This window comes from Streptomyces sp. WM4235 (assembly GCF_001279725.1).
Lineage (GTDB): Bacteria > Actinomycetota > Actinomycetes > Streptomycetales > Streptomycetaceae > Streptomyces.
Genome location: NZ_LGDE01000068.1, coordinates 1 through 19,220 on the forward strand (window position 1 = coordinate 1; position 19,220 = coordinate 19,220).

General features: G+C 69.6%; 16 protein-coding genes and 2 pseudogenes. 10 read left to right on the plus strand and 8 right to left on the minus strand.

Annotated features, from left to right (window positions below):
* Both ADK55_RS07790 and ADK55_RS07795 read right to left on the minus strand, forming a co-directional pair.
* Nucleotides 1-1,467: condensation domain-containing protein (locus ADK55_RS07790; RefSeq protein ID WP_234349944.1), on the minus strand; the 1,467-nt coding region annotated here is incomplete at its 3' end.
* Nucleotides 1,468-1,704: 237 nt separating this feature from the next.
* Nucleotides 1,705-3,303 carry a helix-turn-helix domain-containing protein gene (locus ADK55_RS07795; protein WP_234349945.1) on the minus strand — a complete coding sequence of 533 codons (1,599 nt, stop codon included), beginning with the start codon at nucleotides 3,301-3,303 and terminating at the stop codon, nucleotides 1,705-1,707.
* A gap of 270 nt (nucleotides 3,304-3,573) precedes the next feature.
* Here ADK55_RS07795 and ADK55_RS07800 point away from each other — a divergent pair, with 270 nt between their 5' ends.
* Nucleotides 3,574-3,756 (plus strand): hypothetical protein, encoded by a 183-nt coding sequence (locus ADK55_RS07800; protein WP_053676741.1) that lies wholly within the window; start codon nucleotides 3,574-3,576, stop codon nucleotides 3,754-3,756.
* Nucleotides 3,757-3,784: 28 nt separating this feature from the next.
* Here the strand turns inward: ADK55_RS07800 and ADK55_RS07805 are convergent, their stop codons facing one another.
* The gene (locus ADK55_RS07805; protein WP_234349946.1) at nucleotides 3,785-7,285 is read right to left on the minus strand and encodes an AfsR/SARP family transcriptional regulator; all 3,501 of its coding nucleotides are present in this window, start codon (nucleotides 7,283-7,285) and stop codon (nucleotides 3,785-3,787) included.
* Between the two features lie 196 nt (nucleotides 7,286-7,481).
* Here ADK55_RS07805 and ADK55_RS07810 point away from each other — a divergent pair, with 196 nt between their 5' ends.
* The 4 genes from ADK55_RS07810 (at nucleotide 7,482) to ADK55_RS39620 (ending at nucleotide 10,145) form a co-directional block, all read left to right on the plus strand.
* Nucleotides 7,482-7,835, plus strand: a complete 354-nt coding sequence (locus ADK55_RS07810; protein WP_053676742.1) for a hypothetical protein — start codon at nucleotides 7,482-7,484, stop codon at nucleotides 7,833-7,835.
* Between the two features lie 151 nt (nucleotides 7,836-7,986).
* The gene (locus ADK55_RS07815) at nucleotides 7,987-8,766 is read left to right on the plus strand and encodes a tyrosine-protein phosphatase (RefSeq protein WP_053676743.1); all 780 of its coding nucleotides are present in this window, start codon (nucleotides 7,987-7,989) and stop codon (nucleotides 8,764-8,766) included.
* 486 nt (nucleotides 8,767-9,252) lie between these two features.
* The gene (locus ADK55_RS37495; RefSeq protein WP_053676744.1) at nucleotides 9,253-9,957 is read left to right on the plus strand and encodes a helix-turn-helix domain-containing protein; all 705 of its coding nucleotides are present in this window, start codon (nucleotides 9,253-9,255) and stop codon (nucleotides 9,955-9,957) included.
* Entirely contained in the window at nucleotides 9,954-10,145 is a 192-nt protein-coding gene (locus ADK55_RS39620) for an HAD hydrolase-like protein (protein ID WP_053676745.1), read from the plus strand. Before ADK55_RS37495 ends, ADK55_RS39620 begins: the two co-directional genes overlap by 4 nt.
* On the opposite strand, the gene ADK55_RS40900 is transcribed toward ADK55_RS39620, so the two are convergent.
* Entirely contained in the window at nucleotides 10,126-10,716 is a 591-nt protein-coding gene (locus tag ADK55_RS40900) for a LuxR C-terminal-related transcriptional regulator (protein ID WP_107089121.1), read from the minus strand. The genes ADK55_RS39620 and ADK55_RS40900 overlap by 20 nt on opposite strands.
* A gap of 89 nt (nucleotides 10,717-10,805) precedes the next feature.
* On the opposite strand from ADK55_RS40900, the gene ADK55_RS07835 reads away from it, so the two are divergent.
* Entirely contained in the window at nucleotides 10,806-11,270 is a 465-nt protein-coding gene (locus tag ADK55_RS07835) for an SAM-dependent methyltransferase (protein WP_053676747.1), read from the plus strand.
* A gap of 262 nt (nucleotides 11,271-11,532) precedes the next feature.
* Complete coding sequence (locus ADK55_RS07840) at nucleotides 11,533-11,958, plus strand: hypothetical protein (RefSeq protein ID WP_053676748.1); 426 nt, start codon at nucleotides 11,533-11,535, stop codon at nucleotides 11,956-11,958.
* Nucleotides 11,959-12,031: 73 nt separating this feature from the next.
* Here ADK55_RS07840 and ADK55_RS07845 read toward each other — a convergent pair.
* The 3 genes and pseudogenes from ADK55_RS07845 to ADK55_RS07855 all read right to left on the minus strand — a co-directional run.
* Nucleotides 12,032-12,223 (minus strand): annotated as a pseudogene (locus ADK55_RS07845) (CorA family divalent cation transporter); the annotation flags it as partial.
* Between the two features lie 75 nt (nucleotides 12,224-12,298).
* Nucleotides 12,299-13,108, minus strand: coding sequence for a PASTA domain-containing protein (locus ADK55_RS38390; RefSeq protein ID WP_159041312.1), 810 nt, complete (start codon nucleotides 13,106-13,108; stop codon nucleotides 12,299-12,301).
* Nucleotides 13,109-13,125: 17 nt separating this feature from the next.
* Entirely contained in the window at nucleotides 13,126-14,619 is a 1,494-nt protein-coding gene (locus ADK55_RS07855) for a lipase/acyltransferase domain-containing protein (RefSeq protein ID WP_107089122.1), read from the minus strand.
* A 155-nt stretch (nucleotides 14,620-14,774) separates the two neighbouring features.
* On the opposite strand from ADK55_RS07855, the gene ADK55_RS07860 reads away from it, so the two are divergent.
* A complete protein-coding gene (locus tag ADK55_RS07860; protein WP_053676752.1) occupies nucleotides 14,775-16,769 on the plus strand; it encodes an ATP-binding protein in 1,995 nt (664 codons plus the stop codon).
* Nucleotides 16,770-16,990: 221 nt separating this feature from the next.
* On the opposite strand, the gene ADK55_RS39625 is transcribed toward ADK55_RS07860, so the two are convergent.
* Nucleotides 16,991-17,602 carry a hypothetical protein gene (locus ADK55_RS39625; RefSeq protein ID WP_234349947.1) on the minus strand — a complete coding sequence of 204 codons (612 nt, stop codon included), beginning with the start codon at nucleotides 17,600-17,602 and terminating at the stop codon, nucleotides 16,991-16,993.
* Between ADK55_RS39625 and ADK55_RS40905 the strand changes: the two are divergent.
* Both ADK55_RS40905 and ADK55_RS39630 read left to right on the plus strand, forming a co-directional pair.
* Nucleotides 17,483-18,109, plus strand: a pseudogene (locus tag ADK55_RS40905) (WD40 repeat domain-containing protein); the annotation flags it as partial. The gene ADK55_RS39625 and the pseudogene ADK55_RS40905 overlap by 120 nt on opposite strands.
* A 3-nt stretch (nucleotides 18,110-18,112) precedes the next feature.
* On the plus strand, nucleotides 18,113-19,096 hold the full coding sequence (locus ADK55_RS39630; protein WP_234349948.1) for a WD40 repeat domain-containing protein: 984 nt from the start codon (nucleotides 18,113-18,115) through the stop codon (nucleotides 19,094-19,096).
* The last annotated feature ends 124 nt before the right edge of the window (nucleotides 19,097-19,220 follow it).

Genomic DNA, 19,220 nt, shown 5'->3' on the forward strand with positions numbered 1-19,220 from the left:
GGGTCGCAGTCGTGCCTGCTCCTCGAAGCGGTCTGGGAGGGTCGCCTCGCCGATCTCCGCACGGGTGCCCGTCCACTCCTCCACCACCTGCCGCCGCTCCACGCCGCCCAACAACTCGACCTGGGACAAGGGGAGTCGGAAGCCGTCCAAGGCCTGCTCCACGAAGTGGAGGAACCGGTCCTGATGGCCGGCCACCGCCTCGATGTCGCACACCTCGGGCGCCGCGTCGAAGTCGATGCGCAACCCGCCCTCCGGACCGAGGTCGTACACGCCGACCGCCAGGTCCTCGACGGGCCCGTTGCCCAGGTTGTGCTGAGTGGTGGGGAACCCGCAGAAGCGCATCCCCGGCGTGAACGCCATGATGTTGACGAGCGGGGCCGTGATCCGCCGCTGCGTCTCGCCCAGACCCAGGTCCCGGCACATGTCCTCGTACCGGGTGCGCTGGTGCCGCAGACCCTCCCGGGTCTCCGCGACGACGGAGGCCAACAGCTCGGCGAGCGTCCCCTCGGCCGCGACCCGCACCCGCAGCGGGACCACGTTCGACAGCATCCCCGGAGTGCGCCGCGCGAGTTCGGTCCGTCGGCCCGTGACCGGCAGCCCCAACACCGTCTCCGGACTCCCGCTCACCCGATGCGTGTACGCCGCCACCAGCGAGATCACCAGCATCGTCCACGGCGCCCGGTGCTCGCGAGCCACTTCGCGCAACCGGTCGGCCCGATCGGGCGACAACACCACGGTCCGACGGACGAAGGGCAGCGCGCCCGGCGCCGTACGGCCCGAGTGCCCCTCCCCGAGCCGCGGGGTCGCCGGCAGGTCGGCGAGGTGCGCGGCCCAGTGCGCCCGGTCGGCAGCCCCCTCCGCGGAGGCCCGGTACGCCGCGTCCTCGGCCAGTACGTCCGACAGCGCCCCGAACGGGCTCGGCCCCCAGGGCTCCCCGGCGGAAACCGCCGCGTACAGCTCCACCAGACGCTGGTCGAGCAGGGCCACGCCCATGCCGTCGATCGCGAGGTGGTGGAAGGCGTGGAAGTAGAACCACCGCTCCCCGCCCAGTCGGATGAGGGCGTGCCGGGTCAACCAGTCCTCGGCCAGGTCGAAGGGCCTGGCCAGTTCCGCCGCCATCCACGCGCGGGCCGCCGCGGCGGGATCCGGTTCCCCACCAAGATCCATGAACTCCAGCCGCCGGCCGACCGGTTCGGGGTGAACGAGCTGCCACAGACCGCCCTGCTCGTCGGATCCCGTACCCCGGATCCGCAGGACGTCGGCCTCCCGGGCGAGTCGGTACCAGGCACCGGCGAGCGCCTCGGGATCCAGGGCGCCCAGGATCTCCCGGTACTCCCCGATGTTGTAGCGGCAGCCCGTGGCGTCCAGCCCATGGGCCATCCAGATGTCGCGCTGCGCCGCCGACAGGGGCAGCCGCACAGCGGCGGGCCCGTGCGCGGTGCCCTGTTCAGAGGCCTTCGGGGACATGCGGAAGCTCCTAGGGATCGTTGCCGTGGCGGGCCCGGGGGCGCCCACACGCGCCGGGTCTGTCGGGTGGTCGTCGGGACTCATCGGCTGTCGTCGGGTGGTCGTCCGGCCGTACGTCATCCAACCCGCGGCGCGCCGGCCCGGGCGGCAGTTGCTCCGGCACTCCGGCAGCAGTTGCTCCGGCATTCGGGCCTTCCGGCACTCCGGTGCTCCGGTACGTCGGTGCTCCGGTAGGAGTCAGGAGGTGGCGGAGACGGAGGCGACCGCCCGTGCCCGGCAGGCGGTCCGGACCAGGCCCAGCACCCGGAAGTGCGAACCGTCGCCCTCGTGCGCGACCCGCACGGCCCCGCTGATCAGCAGCTCCCGCAGCAGCCGCCCGGAGCCCGGCAGGTCGCGGCCGGTCAGCGCGGTGATGCCGGTCAGCGTGAACTCGTCGTCGGGCCCGCCGCCCGCGCACAGCGCCTCCAACAGACCCCGCGCGCCGGGCGTGAGCCGATCCGTCAGTGCGTGCAGCGCCCTCCGCAGGCGCCCCGCGCCCTCCCCGCCGCCGAGGTGGTCGAGGAGGGCCGCGGGGTCGGCGTCCAGGCTCCGGCACAGGGCGTCGAGATCGCACAGCACCAGCCAGGACGCGGCCGCGGCGAGCGCTCCCGGATGGCCGTCCAGGCGGCGGCAGATCCACGTCGCCCGCTCCAGATCCGCCGACGTCGCACCGAACCCGGGCCGAACCCGCCGGACGTGGTCCAGGAACACCCGCACGGCCGGGGCGGCGCGATCGACGGTTCCCTCGGCCGGCACCGCCGGCGGGGAGAGCAGGAAGATCCGCTCGCCCGGCATCTCCCACGGCCGGTCCGAGGTGACCAGCAGCCGCAGGCCGGGGCAGGCCCGCAGCAGGGCTGTCAACAGGTCGAACCGGGGAGGATCCGCGGGGGCGCCGTCGAGGACCAGTAACGCGGCCCTGTCGCCGAGGAGTTCCGCGAGCGCCGACACGGCCTCCGCGCCCTCCGGATCGCCGCCCCCGGGGACGTGCGCGGCGCGCACGGCGGGCGCCGGGTTCGCGGCGGCCCACAGCCGGGCCGCGGTGGCTGCCACCCGGGCCGCCACCGTGCCCTCCCCACACGTCAGGTAGTCCGCCGTGGCACCGGGAAAGGCGTGCCACAGCACCGGCGTCCCGGCCCGGTGCAACCGATCCGCCACCTCCAGCGCCAACCGGGTCTTGCCCACCCCGGCGAGCCCCACCACGTGCGCCAGCCGCTCCGCGCCCGACCCCAACTCCCGCTCCAGCACGCCCGCCTCGTCGTCCCGACCCAGGATCGCGTGCAGCGCGGTCGGCGGCGCAGGCGGCTCCGCCCATCCCTGCCCACCCGGCCGACCCCGCTGCGCGGCCGCCTCCAGCGCCGCCCGGGCCCGCGGACCCAGCCGCAGCGCGTCCGCCATCAGCCGCACCGTGTCGGGGCGCGGCCGTCTCGCCTTGCCCTGCTCCAGATCGCGGATGGCCCGCACGCTGATCGTCGACAGATCGGCCAGCTCCCGCTGGGTCATGCCGATGCGCAGCCGGTGCCCTCTGATGAGGGCTCCCACCCGGGAGGCCTCCCGCACCGCTCCGTCCTCGGTTTCCCGTGTGTCGGGCGTGCCGCCGGTGTGGTGGGCGTTGTGGGTGTCGTGGGTGTCGCGGGTGCCGTGAGCGCTGTGGGTGTCGCGGGTGGTGTGGGTCTCGTGCATGCCGTGGGTCTCGTGCGTGCCGAGTGGGCTGAAGGGGTCCCGCACACCGTGCGTCCCGTACGGGGTGTCGTGTGGGTTCGGGTGGGCGGCGCTGCGAGCGGTCGTGTGAGCTGTCATGTGGGCGCTCCCGGCTGCGGTGGTGGGGGAACGGGCGGGCCTGGGACGAAGCGCCCGGTTCCTGTTCCCATCGTCGGCAGCGCGCTATCGCGCGGGCATCGTCCGACGGCCGGGCGCCGCTATCACGGGGCCGGGAAAGCGCGGGTCAACGGTGATAGCGCGGCGATAGGAGCGGGGCCGGTCCCGGGATTCCGGCCGTTCCTAACGTGAGGTCCAGAAAGCAGGAAGCGCCCCGGAACCACCGGAGCGCACCGATGAAAGGACCTCGACATGAGCGTCACCCACGCCTTCCGCGCCGCCCTCGTCACCGTCACCATCGCCGGAGCCGCCACCCTCGGGGCGCAGGCCGCCCACGCCGCCGACCCGGCCGGCCTCACCGCGGTGACCGGCGCCGGCGTCTCGTACACCGCGGCCGCGGCGGGCGCCTCCACCAACACCAACCCGTGGGACTGACGCCCCGCCGCTCGGGAACGACGGCCGGTCAGACCCCGGCGGCGGACTCCGCCGCCGGCGCGTGCACCGCCCGAGCCGTCAGGGCCGTGATCGCCGGCCCGCGCACCGGCCCGGACGAGGAACCGCCCCCGATGCCGGGACCCGAAGCCGTGGCGCCCGCCGTGCCTCCCGCTGTACCGGTGCCGGCAGCCGCACCCGCGCCGATTCCCGGCATCCCTTCCGCTGCCAGCATCCCTTCCGCCTCGACGAGTTCGACCGTCATCCGGCGTTCGCGGAAGGCCCGTACCGCCGTCTCCAGCAGTTCGCGGGAACGTGACCGTTCCCCGGAGCTCCCGCTCGCGGCCAGCAGTCGCGCAAGGTCGAGCCGCACCAGCGCCGCCCCACCGTGGTCCATCATCTGGTCCCGCACGGACAGCGCCTGGGCGTAGAAGCCCCGGGCCGCCTCACCCCGGCCCATCTCCACGTGCGCGTGTCCCAGGTCGCGCAACAGGTGCCCCTCACCGATCAGGTCCCCGCTCGCCCGGCACAGTTCCAGCACCTCCGTGAACGTCCGCACCGCGCGCTCGTGTTCACCCTGGCTCTGCGACAACTGCCCCGCCCTGCGTAGGGTCCGCGCCTCACCTCCCGTGTAGCCCACGGACCGGTAGATGCCGAGTGCCTCGTCCAGCCGGCTCTGCGCCGCCGAGTCCTGCCCGCGCCGCATCCAGATGTGCGCGCTCTGCGTCAGGACGATGGCCCGGCCCACCACGTCACCGACCTGGTCGAAATCCCGCAGCGCCCGGTCGTACAGGCCGAGCGCGCGGTCGTCGTCGCCCCGCATCCGTTCCAGCAGGGCCAGGTCGCGGTGGCACAGCGCCAGGCCCTGCCGGTCGTCGAGCTCCCGGAACAGCCCGAGGGCCGTCGTCAAGGCGGTGCGGGACTCCTCGTTCTGGCTGCGACCCAGGTACAGCACCCCGAGCGAGCCGAGCAGGGCCGCCGTGCCGCGCGTGTTCCCGGCGGACCGGACCGACTCCAGGGCGAGTTGGTGCGTACGCTCCCAGTCGTCGAAGTAGCCGCGGCCCTCGAAGAGGGTGGCCAGGGTCGTCGCCAGGTCCCAGCACAGTTCGTCCTGCTGCTCGCGGGCAGCGTGCTCGACGGCCTGCACCAGGTTCGCGTGCTCACTGTCGAGCCATTCCAGCGGATCGACCAGCAGCTCGTCCACGCACACGGCCGGCGGTTCCCAGCGGGGCGCGGTGCCGTGCAGCACCGTGAAGTCCCCGCCGTAGATGCGGCGGTGGGCCTGTTCCGCAAGCGACAGCCAGCCACCGAGCATCCTGGCGACGGCCGTCTGCTGGGCGTCCGGATCGTCGTGCGTGGCCAACTGCTCCCGCGCGAAGACCCGGATGATCTCGTGGAAGCGGTAGCGGAAGCCGCCGGTGGAGTCCACGCCGACGACGTCCAGCATCTGTACGTCGACCAGGGGTTCGAGGAGGTCCGAGGGGAACGGGCTTCGATCGTCCAGCAGTGCCCCCGCCAGCCAACCCGGCAGCGTGGGTCCCTGTGCCAGGCTCAGCAGGCGCAGCAGCCGCCGGTCCTCCGCCGCCAGGCCGTCGTGGGTGAGGCAGAGGCTGGCCCGCATGGTCATCTCGCCGTGGGTCAGCTCGTCCAGACGGTGCCGTTCGTTGGCCAGCCGGTGCACCATCGAGGACAGCGGCCAGTGTGGTCGGGCCGCGAGCCGGGCCGCGACGATCCGCAGGGCCAAGGGCAGTCCGCCGACGGTCCGTACCAGCGCCTCCGCCGCCGACGCCTCACGGCCGACGCGGTCGCCGCCGACGACCCGCGCCAACAGTTCCAACGCCCGCTCGGTGTCCATCACGTCGAGCTCCACCCGGTGCGCGCCGGGCAGCCCGGTCAGGCGGACCCGACTGGTGACGAGCACCGCGCACCTGTTGCTGCCGGGCAGCAGGGGCCGGATCTGACTCTCGGACGCCGCGTCGTCGAGGACGACCAGGACCCGCCGCGCGGCCAACAGGGTCCGGTACATCTCCGCCCGTTCGTCCTGCGACTCGGGGATCACCGGCCCGGGGATGCCGAGCGCGCGCAGGAACCGTCCCAGTACCTCTCCGGACGTGGCCGGAGTTCCCGTGCCGCGCAGATCGCAGTACAACTGTCCGTCGGGGAAGTGGGTTTCACCCAGCCGGTGTGCGATGTGGGTGGCGAGCGTGGACTTTCCGGTACCGGGCTTGCCCACGATCACCGCGAGCCCCACCGCCCGCCGGTCCCCGTCACCGAGCAACGTCCCCTCGATCAGGGCGATCTGCTGCTCGTCACCGACGAAGTCCGATGTGTCGGCCGGGAGTTGCCGTGGCACCTCCTCGCGAGCCGTCGTGGCCGTGCGGAACCCCGCGGCTCCGGTCGGCTCGGCCTCGGCGAGGCTCCGTCCGGTCGGGCCGAGGTCGAGCGGGGCAAGGCCGGGCGGGACGAGGTCGGCCGGAGCGAGTCCGTTCGGGACGAGGCCGGCCGGAGCGAGTCCGTTCGGGACGAGGCCGGTCGGGGGAATCGAGGTCGCTGCCACGAGCGTGGTCGCACTCGCACTCGCACTCGCTGTCGCCCCGGCGTCGTCGGCCCGGTCCCGGCGCTGCTCGGCGTACCCGCCTCCGGTCGAACCGGGGAGGGTGCCGCCACCCGGCGCGCGGCCGGGCCCGGGTCTGTCGAACCCCGCGGCTGCCGAGGCGGGGCTGTCTGGCCCGGTCTCCGACGGCAGCGGGGGAACGGCACCCGACAGGATGTCCCGCTCCAGCCGGCGCAGCGCCCCACCGGGCTCCAGGCCCAGCTCCTCCACCAGCAGGTCGCGCCCCACGCGGTAGCTCTCCAGCGCCTCCGCCTGCCGGCCCGACCGGTACAGGGCCAGCATCAACTGCCCGCGCAGTCGCTCCCGCAGCGGGTGGACCCGTACCAACAACTGGATCTCGCCCACGAGCTGATGGTGCCGCCCCAGGTCCAGATCCCATTCGATCCGGGTCTCCACGGCCGTCAACCGCTCCTCGTCCAACTGGAGCGCCTTGCTGCGCAACGTCTCGCTCGACACCCCACTCAGGCAGTCGCCTTGCCACAACTCGCCAGCCGAACGCAGGAGTTCCACCGAATCGGACACGGCGCCCTGCCGCGCGGCGGTCCGCGCGTCCGCGACCCTGCGGGCGAACAGCGCCGCGTCGACGAGGTCCCCCTCCGTCTTCAGCACGTACCCCGGCGGTCGCGTGGTGATCGCGGCGGCGATGGCCGCCTTCGTGAACAGCTTCCGCAACCGCGAGACGCAGATCTGCACCTGGGTGCGCGCCGTGTCCGGCGGTTCGTCGTCCCAGATCAGATCGACCAGATAGTCGGTGCTGACCACCCGGTTCGCCTCAAGGAGCAGGGCGGCCAGAATGACTTCCTGCCGCCCGGGGGGAATCCTGACCGGCCCGTCACGGCCGGTCACCTGTAACGGTCCGAGGATCCGGAAAACCACCGCGTCCGGGGTGTGGAACACCCCGCCGGACGAAACAGTCATGAGTCTCCCAGCTGGGGCAACGCCTGAGGACGGGTCGAGCGCTGGGCAAGTCTCCCCGAACACCCCTCCGGTGTCCATGGTGTGGGGGTTTCGTGCGCGTGAACCGTGATAGGGCGGGGATAGCACCGGGTTATGGCCCCGGGGCACCGTAGACCTGCGGCACCGGTCGGGGTGCGGCCGTACGAGAGGACCTCCCATGAACAGTCGGCACGCCGGGCGGGTCCCGCCGCCCAGCCGCGTCGTCACCGACTCCGGGATCGACCACGTACGCCTGGCCTACCACTACCTCGACACCGGAGACCTCGACGGCTACGGATCGCTGCTGCACGCGGGAGCCCTGGGCGCCGATCTGGAGTGCCCGCCGGTACCGGGAACCCGTCACGACATCACGAGGATCGTCGCCGACGGGGACTGCGTGGTCGCGATGGGCCGACTCGCCCCCCAACAACGGGACTTCGTCGACGTGTTCACCCTCTCGGCCGAGGGCATGCTGCGCGCCTGTCGCCGCTACTACGGCGGCCCGCCCCGCCCGGGCCTGTCGGGACGCTGAACACGGCTCCTCCGCACAGGAGATGACGGTGGAACCCCTCCGCACTGGTCCGTCCTGTTCCGGGGCACGCCCGCCACCCCGCACGCCCCCGAGTCGATCACCTGGGGCATGCTGGCGGCCGGAAGACCACCGCACCCGAGGGAGCAGCCGAATGACCGTCCGCCACATCGAGTTCGAGCGCCTGCACAACTTTCGTGACCTGGGCGGCTACCGCTCCGCCGACGGTCGCACCGTCATCCCGGGCGCCCTGTACCGGTCCGACTCGCTCGGCAAACTCCGGGGCGCCGACTGGGACCGGTTCCTCGCCCTGGACATCCGTACCGTCATCGACCTCCGTTACCCCTGGGAAGCCGACGCCAAGGGCGGGGTGCCCGAGCCGCACCGCTTCACGTACGCCAACCTCAGCATCGAGCACCGCCCCTACGACCAGGCGGAGATCGACCCCGACATCGACCCCTGGCGCTACCTCGCCGACCGCTTCGCCGAGGTGGCCGAGGACGGCGTCGAGGAGATCCGGCAGGCCATCGAGCTGATCGCCGACGCCGAACCGGGACCGACCGTCTTCCACTGCACGTCCGGCAAGGACCGCACCGGCCTGATCGCGGCCTTCGTGCTGATCCTCCTCGACGTGCCCGAGGAAGAGATCCTGGCCGACTTCGCCCTCACCGAACTGGCGACCGAACGCCTCACGGCCGACTGGCACACCGCCCACCCCGGCCGCACCATGCGCTGGCCCGCGTACGGGCGCGCCCCGGCCACCGTCATGGAACTCGTCCTCGCGGACCTGAATGCCCGCCACGGCTCCCCGATCGCCTATCTCACGGACCACGTCGGCATCACCCCGGGGACCGTGACCCGGCTGCGCGCCCGACTGCTGACGGCCACGGCCCCTGCGGCCCCCGCGGCTCCCGCGGCTCCCACGACCGCCTGACGTGTTCCAGGCGAAGGTCGCGAGGAGGGCCGCCCTCGGTGCCATGCCGTCGAAGCCGTGGTACGCGCGCGGCCAGACACGGAGTTCGGCCCGACCCCCCGACCCCCCGACCCCCCGACCGCCTGACCGTCCGCCAGATCGCGTTCGCGTACGCCACGTCCTCGGCCACGCGTGACCTCCAGGTCCGACCCGGCGCCCGGTCGCTCCGGAAGCCCTTGCTCGGCGGGGGCCGGGCCCCGGCCCGGCTCGCCGACCTCGTGATCGGCCGGACTCGTGACAGGACGCGCAGACGAACAGGCGCGAGAGGTGGAGAGGTCGGGACGAATCGCGCTTCGGGCAGTGATACCCCTTGGACAGAGGCTGGTTGAGGTACGAGGCTGACCGGGAATCGCCCGGTGGGCACATTCCGCGAGTGATATCACCGAGGTGATCTCGGTCTACGCGGGGCTGCCCCGGGCCTGGGGTGTTCTCGTTCGGGAGGTAGGAATGGCCCAGCAGACCCTGCGGTACTGCGATCAGTGCGGGTGCCGGCTCAGCCAGTACAACCCGGACGGCCTGTGCGCCTCCTGCGCCCGGTCCCGTATCGAGGCCGCCCCCGCACTACCCGTCGTGCCGGAGAGGGTGTGGCAGGACGCCGGCGTTCAACAGGCCTTCGCCGCCTTGGACTTCGGCAAGGCGAGCCGCTTGATCAGGCAGCGAGGCTCACTGCGCCAGGAGGACATGGCCCGGCTCACGGGGTTGAGTCAGGCGTTCTTGTCCATGCTGGAATCGGGCCGCCGCCGCCTCACCAACATCGACAAGATCATCGAGTTCCTCGCAGGCGTCGGCGCCCCCGCCGAGCTCCTGCGGTTACCACTCCCACGGCCAGTGGGCAGATCGCCTCAGCGGCCCGCGGACCGGTCGGCCGCTGATCTCGACCCGAGTTTGCCCTGGACCTCGGCCCGTATGGTGGCGGCACTGGACCACACGGTCGGGTACCTCGCCGAGCAACTCCAGTCGACCCGTCGCAACGAGCACGTTCAAGACGTGCTCGGCGAGCTCGTACAGGCAGGGCAGAACCCCTACGCTCTGGACGGCCTGCTCGACGCGGAGATCGGCGGGTTCGCCTCCGACGCCCACCGCCGGCCGGCGCTCGTCGCCCTCGCGCAGAGGCCAAGCACGGCACGGCCTTCCATCGCGCGAACACCGTGATCATCGATGATTCCCTCAAGGACGTTCGCACGGGCCTCGAAGGCGGCGCCCGCGTCATCGGCGTGGCTTCGGGAAGGACCACGACCGCCGAACTCACCCGGGCCGGTGCCGATCTCGTACCCGACTCACTCGTGGACGTCGCACGGGTACCGAACGTCATTTGCGAACTCACCACCACGGGTGGGTAGTCGTCACCGCCGAGCACACCCGCCTTCGCTTGAAGAGGCAGTCGATTCCCCCGGAACCACGGATCAGCGGCGAGCGGGGGAGGACGTGGCAAGGCCGCCCGAGCCACAGGAGTTGTCGAGCACGCCGTACCGCCACCCCAGCGTGACGAGGCGGGGATCGTTCAAGGCGTTCCACGGTTTCCTCAGGGCCCGCAGCTTCCTCTCCACCACGTCGGCGGAGTAGTGGCACCGGCGGCCGGTCTCCGCCAATGCAATCGCCCAAGGCCGGCCCCAGGGGATCTCCCCGCTCGACTTCGGTCGCCACCGGTGCCGGTGTGACCCGTTCAGCACGGGCCAACTGGCTGGTGACGTAGCAGGCGTGCACGAGCGCGGTCCGGGTCGCCACACCGGTCTTCGCGTTGCTGTCGGACATCTGGACGTTGACGGTCGCCTTGGAGAGCGTCAGCGCGGCGGCAACCTGGGCGCTGGACATCCCCAGGGCCACCCTTTCCGCGATGCGCAACTGGTCTTCAGAGGATGGACAACGGGTCGACATCCGGCGCCTGCTCCCCCCGCACCGACGCCGAGGCATTCCGGCCGTTGCCGCCCTGGACGCCCGGGCCACCGCATACCTCGTCCGAGTACATTGACCGGGCCACGCCGAGGCATGAGGGGGAGCGGATGGCAAAGTCGCTGGAAATCGAACCGATCGGCATCGTCGTCGGAGGCCGGACCGAGCCCACGGACGATCACTGGGGTGGTCCCGCGATCATCCGCCTGAACCCCGACTTCCCGGCGGAGGTCGTCAAGGGCCTGGAGGAGTTCTCACACCTCGTCGTGGTGTGGCACTTCCACAAGGCTTCCCCGGCCGACGTGGCCCTCCACGCGCGAAGCCCCCGCGGCAACCCGGCCTGGCTGCCCACCGGGACCTTCGTCCACCGCAACCACCGTCGACCGAACCAGCTCGCGCAGTCCTTCCCGCGACTCGCGAAGGTCGAGGGCCTGGACCTTCACGTCATGGACCTCGACGCGATCGACGGCACCCCCGTCTACGACGTCGCGCCCTACTTCCGAGAGATGGGACCGCGCGGGGAGGTACGGGAACCGCTCTGGCCCGCCGAGCTGCTGGCGGACTACTGGGAATGAGAGCAACCGACGTCACCTGATCGACCTGCGCAGGCCCGGAATCGACAGGCCGGCGCCGCGAAGGTGGGGATGGCGTGTGACTCTCACGAGAGGTCACCGGGTGGGCTTCATAGCCGATACGGATGGAATCCGGCGTGCCGGTCTGGCAGTCGGGACGGCCGGGGCCGGAACGAACCCGCTCTTGGGGCCCGGGCAGGTGCCACAGGTTGACAACGGAGGCTACTGGAGGGTGTTCATCCCGATGCTTGAAGGGTAGACCCTGATGGAAATGTTCGGCTTCTATCGTGAAATGCAGCCTGAACCTCAGGGTGTCTTTCACGAGTCGATTCGAGACAAGGTGAGAAGCGAGGCTCCGTACCCCAAGACGGAGATCAAGGAGTACCTCGAATCCGGCTACCCCATTTTCGACATCATGGAAACGACGCAGGACGTCATCGGAGGATCGTTCACGGTGGCCGGCGGTTCCTCTTTGCTGTCCGACGGGCGGTTCGTCTGGCGTGCCGATCTCCCCAAGTACGTCGGCACGTACAACCTCGAACTGCCGGGAGAGTTCCTCTCCTTCGCTGCTGAGCATACGTTTTCCGTACCTGCCGCGAGCCACGAGACGCTGCTCGGCATCTCGGTGGCAGCCGGGCGGGCGCTCGGCTTCCGCGTGGACACCGGCGCCGCGCCCGGCGACGGTGCGTAATCGGACGAGTTCGCCGTCCAAGCGGACCGGGACGCCGGTGATGTAACCGGTGCACGGGGGTCCGGACGGACTACTACAGCCAGTCGCGCTTCTTGAAGATGACGTACAGGCTCACGCAGACCACGGCCATCAGCAGGATCGCGAAGGGGTAGCCGGCCGCCCACTGGAGTTCGGGCATGGTCTCGAAGTTCATGCCGTAGATGGTGCCGACCAGGGTGGGGGCGAAGAGGATGGCGGCCCAGGCGGAGATCTTCTTGAAGTCGTCACCCGCACGCCGCTGACCTGCGGAAATTGCCTACACAGACAGTCTGGCCTGCAGCGATCAACCTTTCCGGGTCTTTCACCCTGCTGCCCTTATATGCAGCCGATTCCCCCCAGCCGCCCCCCAACGAGGCTTCATTCCCCCCAGATTCCCCCCAGCGGAGGTAGCTTGCGGCGGCGGGTTGCCGCTGGATGGGATCGTGATCTCGGCGGCGGGGATGGCTACACGACGTAGCAACAGGGATGGTACGACCTGGCGATCGCGGACGTCCCTGACTGTCTCCGAGTCTAGGTTGGATGAGGAGGCTGCATCTCTGTGGGCGATGAGTCTGAGCGACTTGTTGCCGCCGCTGTTGTGGTGCACGAGGGGTGCTGTTGGTGCGGCGTCGCATAGCAGAGGGGCACCCGTCCTGACAGCTACACAGCTGAAGGGCAGGACTCCAGTCTTGGCGACGGGGAAGGTCAAGGGCTGGCCGGTGAGTGCGTCGCCGGCCTTCGGGTCCTGCGTACAGACCTTCCAGTTCGACTCTTGGAGGACCCTGCGGCTCTGTACCGCATCCTTCACGGTGATGCTCGCATTTGCCGGGAGCGTGGAGCGGGCGGCCTTCATCCCCTGGCCGACGAAGTTCGGCATGACGTCGCCCGCTGGCTTCGGGGCGGGCGCGTCCGTGGCGGGGCAAGCTTCTTCAAGCTTGACCGCACCGAAGTCCACGGCGGTCTTGGTGTCGATGCCTGCTCCCGGTCCTGGGGTCTGGCTACAGACCTCCCAGTTCCGGTCGAGAGCCTGGAGCCGCTCGCGGCCGAGTGCCTCGTGCGACTTGAGGGCGAAGAAGCCTGCGCGCTGTGCTCTGGCTTCCTCGCTCTCCAAGTTCAGTTGTGGGTAAGCCATAGACTCCCTGCGAACCGTCAGAGGTTCGGCCGTCCCTCCAACTCCGCCCCGAATACGAGCAGGAGCTGGGTGACCGATCGTGTACCCGCTACTTGAACCCGGACGCGGTACAGACCGGGCTCCGTCAGTGTCACGCTGGCAGCCAGACAGTCCTCCCTGGTGGACAGGCGTGGCGTTGCCACAACGGCACCCGTCTCGGTGTTTATGACCTCGCACCTGACCCCGACCGGTCGGTCGCGACCAGTCACTCGCAACTGCCAAGCTCGACCTGCGATGGCTCCCTCGCCGGGCAGGTCTAGTCCGACTTCGCCAGGCCCCATCGGTGGGCCCGCGTAAGCGCTCTTCTCGGTCAGCACGCCATGGACATAACGGAGTGCAACGTCGTCCTTGGCCAGGGAGCCGTGTTGCACTGGCAGGTAGACCGGCTTTTCGGCGCCGTGTGTGGCTGCGTCGCGGTACACCGTTCCGTCTCCCCATCGGTCCAACCGCTCCGGGATGCCGTGCTCGTTGCGCCTCAGGTCCCCGTGCTCTCCAGCAATGAACGACGTGTACTGCGGCTGGACCACGCCGGCCTCGATGCGGACGCTCTGCGCAGTCGGCTGCGCGACACCTACGACGGCCCGGTGAGCCGGAATGGCCTCCATGTGGTCGAGGCGCATCTTCAGTTGAAAGCGCATCGAGGCCTCTGCGAGGTAGGGGTCGCCTCCGATCCTGGCCACCGTCTGCGGCGTGAGGCGGGCGACTTCCAAGCCCTCGTCGATGCAACGGTAGTCCGGAAGCAGGTCGTAGATACCTGGAAGGGTCACGCTCAGGCGCTGCAGACGATCCAGGACCATGCCGCTGATGCCCCCGGTCCGCCGCCCACCGTTCAGCATCATGGCGGCCTTCGCCGATCCAAGAAACGGTGTCCCCAGGGTGACGACAGCACGGGTGTCCCCGTGCAATTCGGGCTGTTGGTAGATGGCAGCCCGGGCAACCAGGCCGCCCATCGAGTGTGCCACGAAGACCAACTGTGGCATCCGCTCCTCGCACAGCGCACGCAGCGCAGGGGTGGCCAGAACGGTCGCGGTCCAGCCCTCCAGGTGCCGACGTGCCGCGTCAGCGAGCAACTGCCCGTTGTACTCGACCGGGAGTCTCCAGTCGTAGGGAAACGGCAGAACCGCAGCTGGCGTAGGGACCGTGTCGCGCACCATCGTGAGGAGGTCGTGGTAAGGCTCGATGCCATGGATTAGAGGTACCCACGCTGGGATCTGTAGAAGGGCCGACGGCAGCACCCGGGTCCGCCCAGTCCCGTCCAGCTCGGCCTCGGTCGCCCGAAGCGCATCGAGGCCGCCGCTGTGTCCGAACGCCCGGCCCAGCATGGCTGGCTTCAGCCCCCACAGCAGCTTGCCCGTCTCCGTCTCTACGAGTTCGCTGCCCATGATTCCCGGAACGACAATGACCGCGTCGGGGGTGACGTCCCGGCTCTGTCGTGCTCCTGGGTACCAGATACCACTGGTTGCCTCTTGCATGCCTCTGCTCCCCCTCCTGTCCGCCGTCCTGCAGACTAGCGCTCATGGACAGTGACAGGAGTGCCGCTCATCCGACGGCCGGTGGTGCTCGTCGTCGGCTGCTGGCTGTCTCAGTCCAGGGCTACGCAAATGAGGACCCAGAGTTCAGCGAGGGTATGAAGGAGCAGCTCCAGGTTCTGGAGGGCTGGTGGTGCGACCCGGGGCTCGGTGAGCGGAGCTTCACTCGCGAGGAGGTACCCGACCTGCAGCAGCGCCAGCACGTGGAGGCGTTTCTGAATGAATCGGAACTCCGGGATGCCCCCGCCGACGATGCCATCCTCTTCTTCGTTGCAGGGCACGGTGAGGCCAGTCCCGCCGGGAGCCATTTCCTGATGTTGCCGGGGACTGACCCCCAACGGTTGCTCGCCACTGCCTACCGCACTTCCGACTTGATCGCGGCAGTCCTGGACTCCGAGGCCAAACACGTGCTTGTCATCGTCAATACGTGCTACTCCCGCGCAGTCAATATAGGCCTTGCACAACTGACCCACGATCTGAACCAGCCTCGGTCCAACAGCCCCACTCTGGCTGTGCTCGCCGCCACTGACGTCGGCACTACGGTCGGAGTCCGCGAGCTGAGTGCACTCCTGGCCCAGGTACACAAGCAGCTGAGCACCTCGGCCGAACTGACGAGTGAGCACCTGACCTTCGTCGAGTTCATGGAACAGCTGCACGATGCGTCCGAGGCCACCGGATATAAGTCGCCGCATGCGCTGCTGGGCATGAACGGCTCCCGCACACCACACCTCTGCCTTCCCAACCCTGGCTACCAGCCCACCACGCGGCTCGTCGCACCGCAGCGCAGCCAGGTTGCCGCGTCGGAGGAGGACCTGCGCTACTGGATCAACCGGGCCAGCGGTCGGCCAAACCGAGCGGATCCGGGATGGTACTTCTCAGGGCGCCGGCCCCTCACCAGCGTACTTGCGAGGTTCCTTGAAGCCGGACCGCCATCGGGGTTCGCGCCCTCGCTGATCGTCACCGGTACGGCAGGAAGTGGAAAGTCTGCGGTGATCGCTCGCGCCGTGACGTTGAGCGACGTCGGCTTCCGTGCCAACCCGGCCTACTCCGGCGCAATCGCCGGCTCGCCCCCTGACACGGTTCCCCCGGCAGGCTCCATCGACGTCGCGCTTCTCGCCCGCCAGCGCACAGCCGAGCAGGTCGTCGCTGCGTTCCTTGACGGCCTCGGCCAAGAAGCCCCGGAACCAGAGCCCGGCACTGACCGCCTCACCGACATGCGTGGCCACCTGCTGAAGGTCCTGCGTGAGCTCGCGAGCAGCGGTCGCACCACCACGTTCGTCGTCGACGGTTTGGATGAGGCCGACGACCCCTACCTCCTGGTCAGCCAGGTTGTCGCGCCGCTGGCCCAGGCGGGGCAGGCCGCGCTCCGGCTGGTGATCGGTGTCCGCAGCCACCTCACGAGCGCCGCACCCGGTGCGCCAAGCACGGGGGAGCCCGTTCAAGATGTCGCTCTCCTCGACCACGTGAGACAGGCCCTGACTCTGGCAACCGGCACCTCCCGTACCCAGCTCCCACCGATGCAGCTGCGCACGGATGGCCCGGAGACGACCGCCGACGTTCAGGAGTATCTGCAAGCCTTGCTCGACGACATCCCTGATGCCGCGTTTGACGCCGCGGACGTCGCACGCCGGATCACTGCGAGGATCCCGGATGTCTCCTTCCTCGATGCTCGTATTGCCGGTGGGCAGCTTCGCGAACACGAGTCACCCGCAGACTTGCTCACCGACCCACTATGGTGGGACTCCCTCGGCGGGGGACTGGTCGGGATGCTTCGTCGAGATTTGCGTGAGCTGAGCACTCCGCGACTCACGTCCGAAACAGCCTTGGCTCTGCTCAGAGCAGCTGCATTCGCCCAGGGGGCCGGAATCCCCTGGGGACCGATCTGGCCGGCCCTCGCCGAAGCCGTCCTGGACCGGCCGCTGCCAGACTCCGAGTCCGCCATTGTCGGCCTCAGGGCCAGTCGGTTGGTCGGGTACCTGGCCCAGGACACAGAGGACGGCCGCACGGTGCATCGCCTCGCTCACGAGCGTCTCGCCGAGGTTCTGCGCAGCGAGCCCCATCTCCTGCACACCTCGGCAATGGAGTCGCAGTGATGACCTCAGCACCTCAGCCGGACTCGCAGGTCGAGATCCATCGCCGCATCGCTCATCGTCTCGCCGAACTGGTCCACAGCGAGCCTGGCGTCCCACTTCACCCCTACATCCGCCGGCACCTATCCCAGCACGCAGACCTCGGCCACGTCCTGAACGATGCAGCTCTTCCTGCGGCATTCCTTCCTTGGGACACTGACGGCAGGCTCCGGGGCCGCCTCGGACTACCAATCGCCCCGCGGCCAGACCAGCATGCTGTGGCGGCTTGGGCTGAGATCGAGCCATTCCTGGTCGGTGCGGACCAGAGGACGCGTCAGGTCAGCCTCGAATTCGCTCTCGCCACACGGGGTGTACAGCTCGGCGAGAATGTGACCGTCCGCCCCCGACTCGCCCGTTGGCAGACGCCAAACAACGTGGTGGCGGATGCCGGGACAGTACTTACATGTCTCGCAGTGATTCGAGGAGCGGACGGCCGCACGTACCTTGCGGCAGGCGGCCGAGACGGCGTTTTGGTAGTAGATCCGATCAAGGGAACCCAGGTTGGAGAACGGCTGGCCGTCGAAGGCGGAGTTCGGGCTGTGGTGGGGTTCCCCGGACCCCAAGGTCGAGCACTGCTCGCAACTGGCGGCAAGAACGGGTTGGTTCGACTCTGGGATCCCTTGACCGGGGCCGAGGTTGCCAGGCCATTGCGTGCGCACCAGCACGCCGTGTCGTCGATGGTGGCATTCCCCGGGAGCCCTGACCGTCCACTGCTCGTCACGGCCGGCACCGACGGAGACGTCCGTCTGTGGGATCCCCTGGCCGGCATTGAGGTTGCCAGGCCATTGCGTGCGCACCAGCACACCGTGTCGTCGATGGTGACACTCTCCGGGAGCCCTGACCGTCCACTGCTCGTCACGGCCGGCACCGACGGAGACGTCCGCGTGTGGGATCCCCTGGCCGAGACTCAGCTCGTCAGAGCCTTTCATGCTCACAAATTGGGTGCGATGGCCTTGGCGACGTTCCCCGGCCCCGAGGGCCGTACCTTGCTCGCTACTGGCGGCAAGGGGTCGAAGGGCCGAGCTGTCCGGGTGTGGGAACCGTTGTCCGGTACCGAGGTCAGCAAGCTTTCGCGTGGCCGTGGGAGCTTCGCGAGGGCCATGGCCTCGTTCGACGGGGCTGATGGTATGCACTTGCTCGCCACGGGGGGAACGGACGGGGTCGTTCGCCTCTGGGATCCTCGGACGGGCGAGCTGGTCTCCGAGCTGATGCACGGTTACGAGGGCTCCGTGTTGGCGCTTGTGACGTTCCCCGGTTCACACGGAGCGCGACTGTTGGCCACGTGTGGCAGGGATGGAGTGGTGCGGGTGTGGGACCCGCTGAAAGTCCAAGGCGGTGAGGTCGAGCGCGGCCACAAGGCCGGGGTACGGGCCCTTGTGGCATCCGGTGGGCAGAGAAATCAGCCACTCCTCGCCACGGCCGGTCATGACACGGTGGTGCGGGTGTGGACCCCGCTGACCGACAGCGATGCCGCTAGGCAGCTTCAGAGCCCCGAGAGTGTGGTGCGGGCCCTGGCGGCGTTCACCGGTCCTAATGGCCGGCCACTTCTTGCCGTCGGCGGGAGCGACGGGGCAGTGCGCGTTTGGGATCCGCAGGCTGGGAAGATGACGGGTCGCCTCCTCCGGGACAAGCAGAGCTCAGTGGCCGCCCTAGTGACGTTCGGTGACTCGGAGGACCGACCACTGCTTGCTGCGGGCTACCGGGACGGAGCCATTCTGGTGTGGGATCCGTTGACCCAAGGCAGGCTCTATGAACTGGTGGGTGAGCGCCGTGTCGAGGTGACGGCTCTGGCTGCCTTCTACCGGACGGAAGGCCAGCTTCTGCTCGCAGCCAGCGGCAAGGACGGCGCGGTACGTGTCTGGGATGCCGAAACCGGCGATCCGGCCGGACAGCCGATTCAGAGCTTTCAAGGCGAGGTACGAGCCTTGGCCGCGTTCGACGGGCCCGCGCATCGTTCGCTGCTTGCCATCGGGGGGAGCGACGGGGCCGTCACCCTTTGGGATCCGCTGACCGGTGAACCAGCGGGAGAGCCGCTTCAGGGCCATCGAAGCGCAGTAACTTCTCTGATCACCTTCGTGGGTCCACAGGGCCAAGTGCTGATGGCTACCGGAAGCAAGGACCGCAACCTTCGGGTTTGGGATGCCCTAACGCGCCGCTGCCTACTCCGCATCGTCACAGCGAGTCCCCTCCATGCCCTGTTCCCGGTCCGGGGTGACCGTGCGGGAGCATCAGGCCTTCTGGTCGGTGCCACGGCCGGATTCGCCTTCGTTGATATCGATATGGCCGAGTGAGCGTCGATCACGCCTCAAGTGGGTGAGTGGAACCTTGCCCTCGCTGCGGTAGCTCTCGCAGGCGCGGTGGATTGCCAGCCGGAGCTGTTCACTGGCTGGTCGCGGTTGAGGGGGATGCCGATGG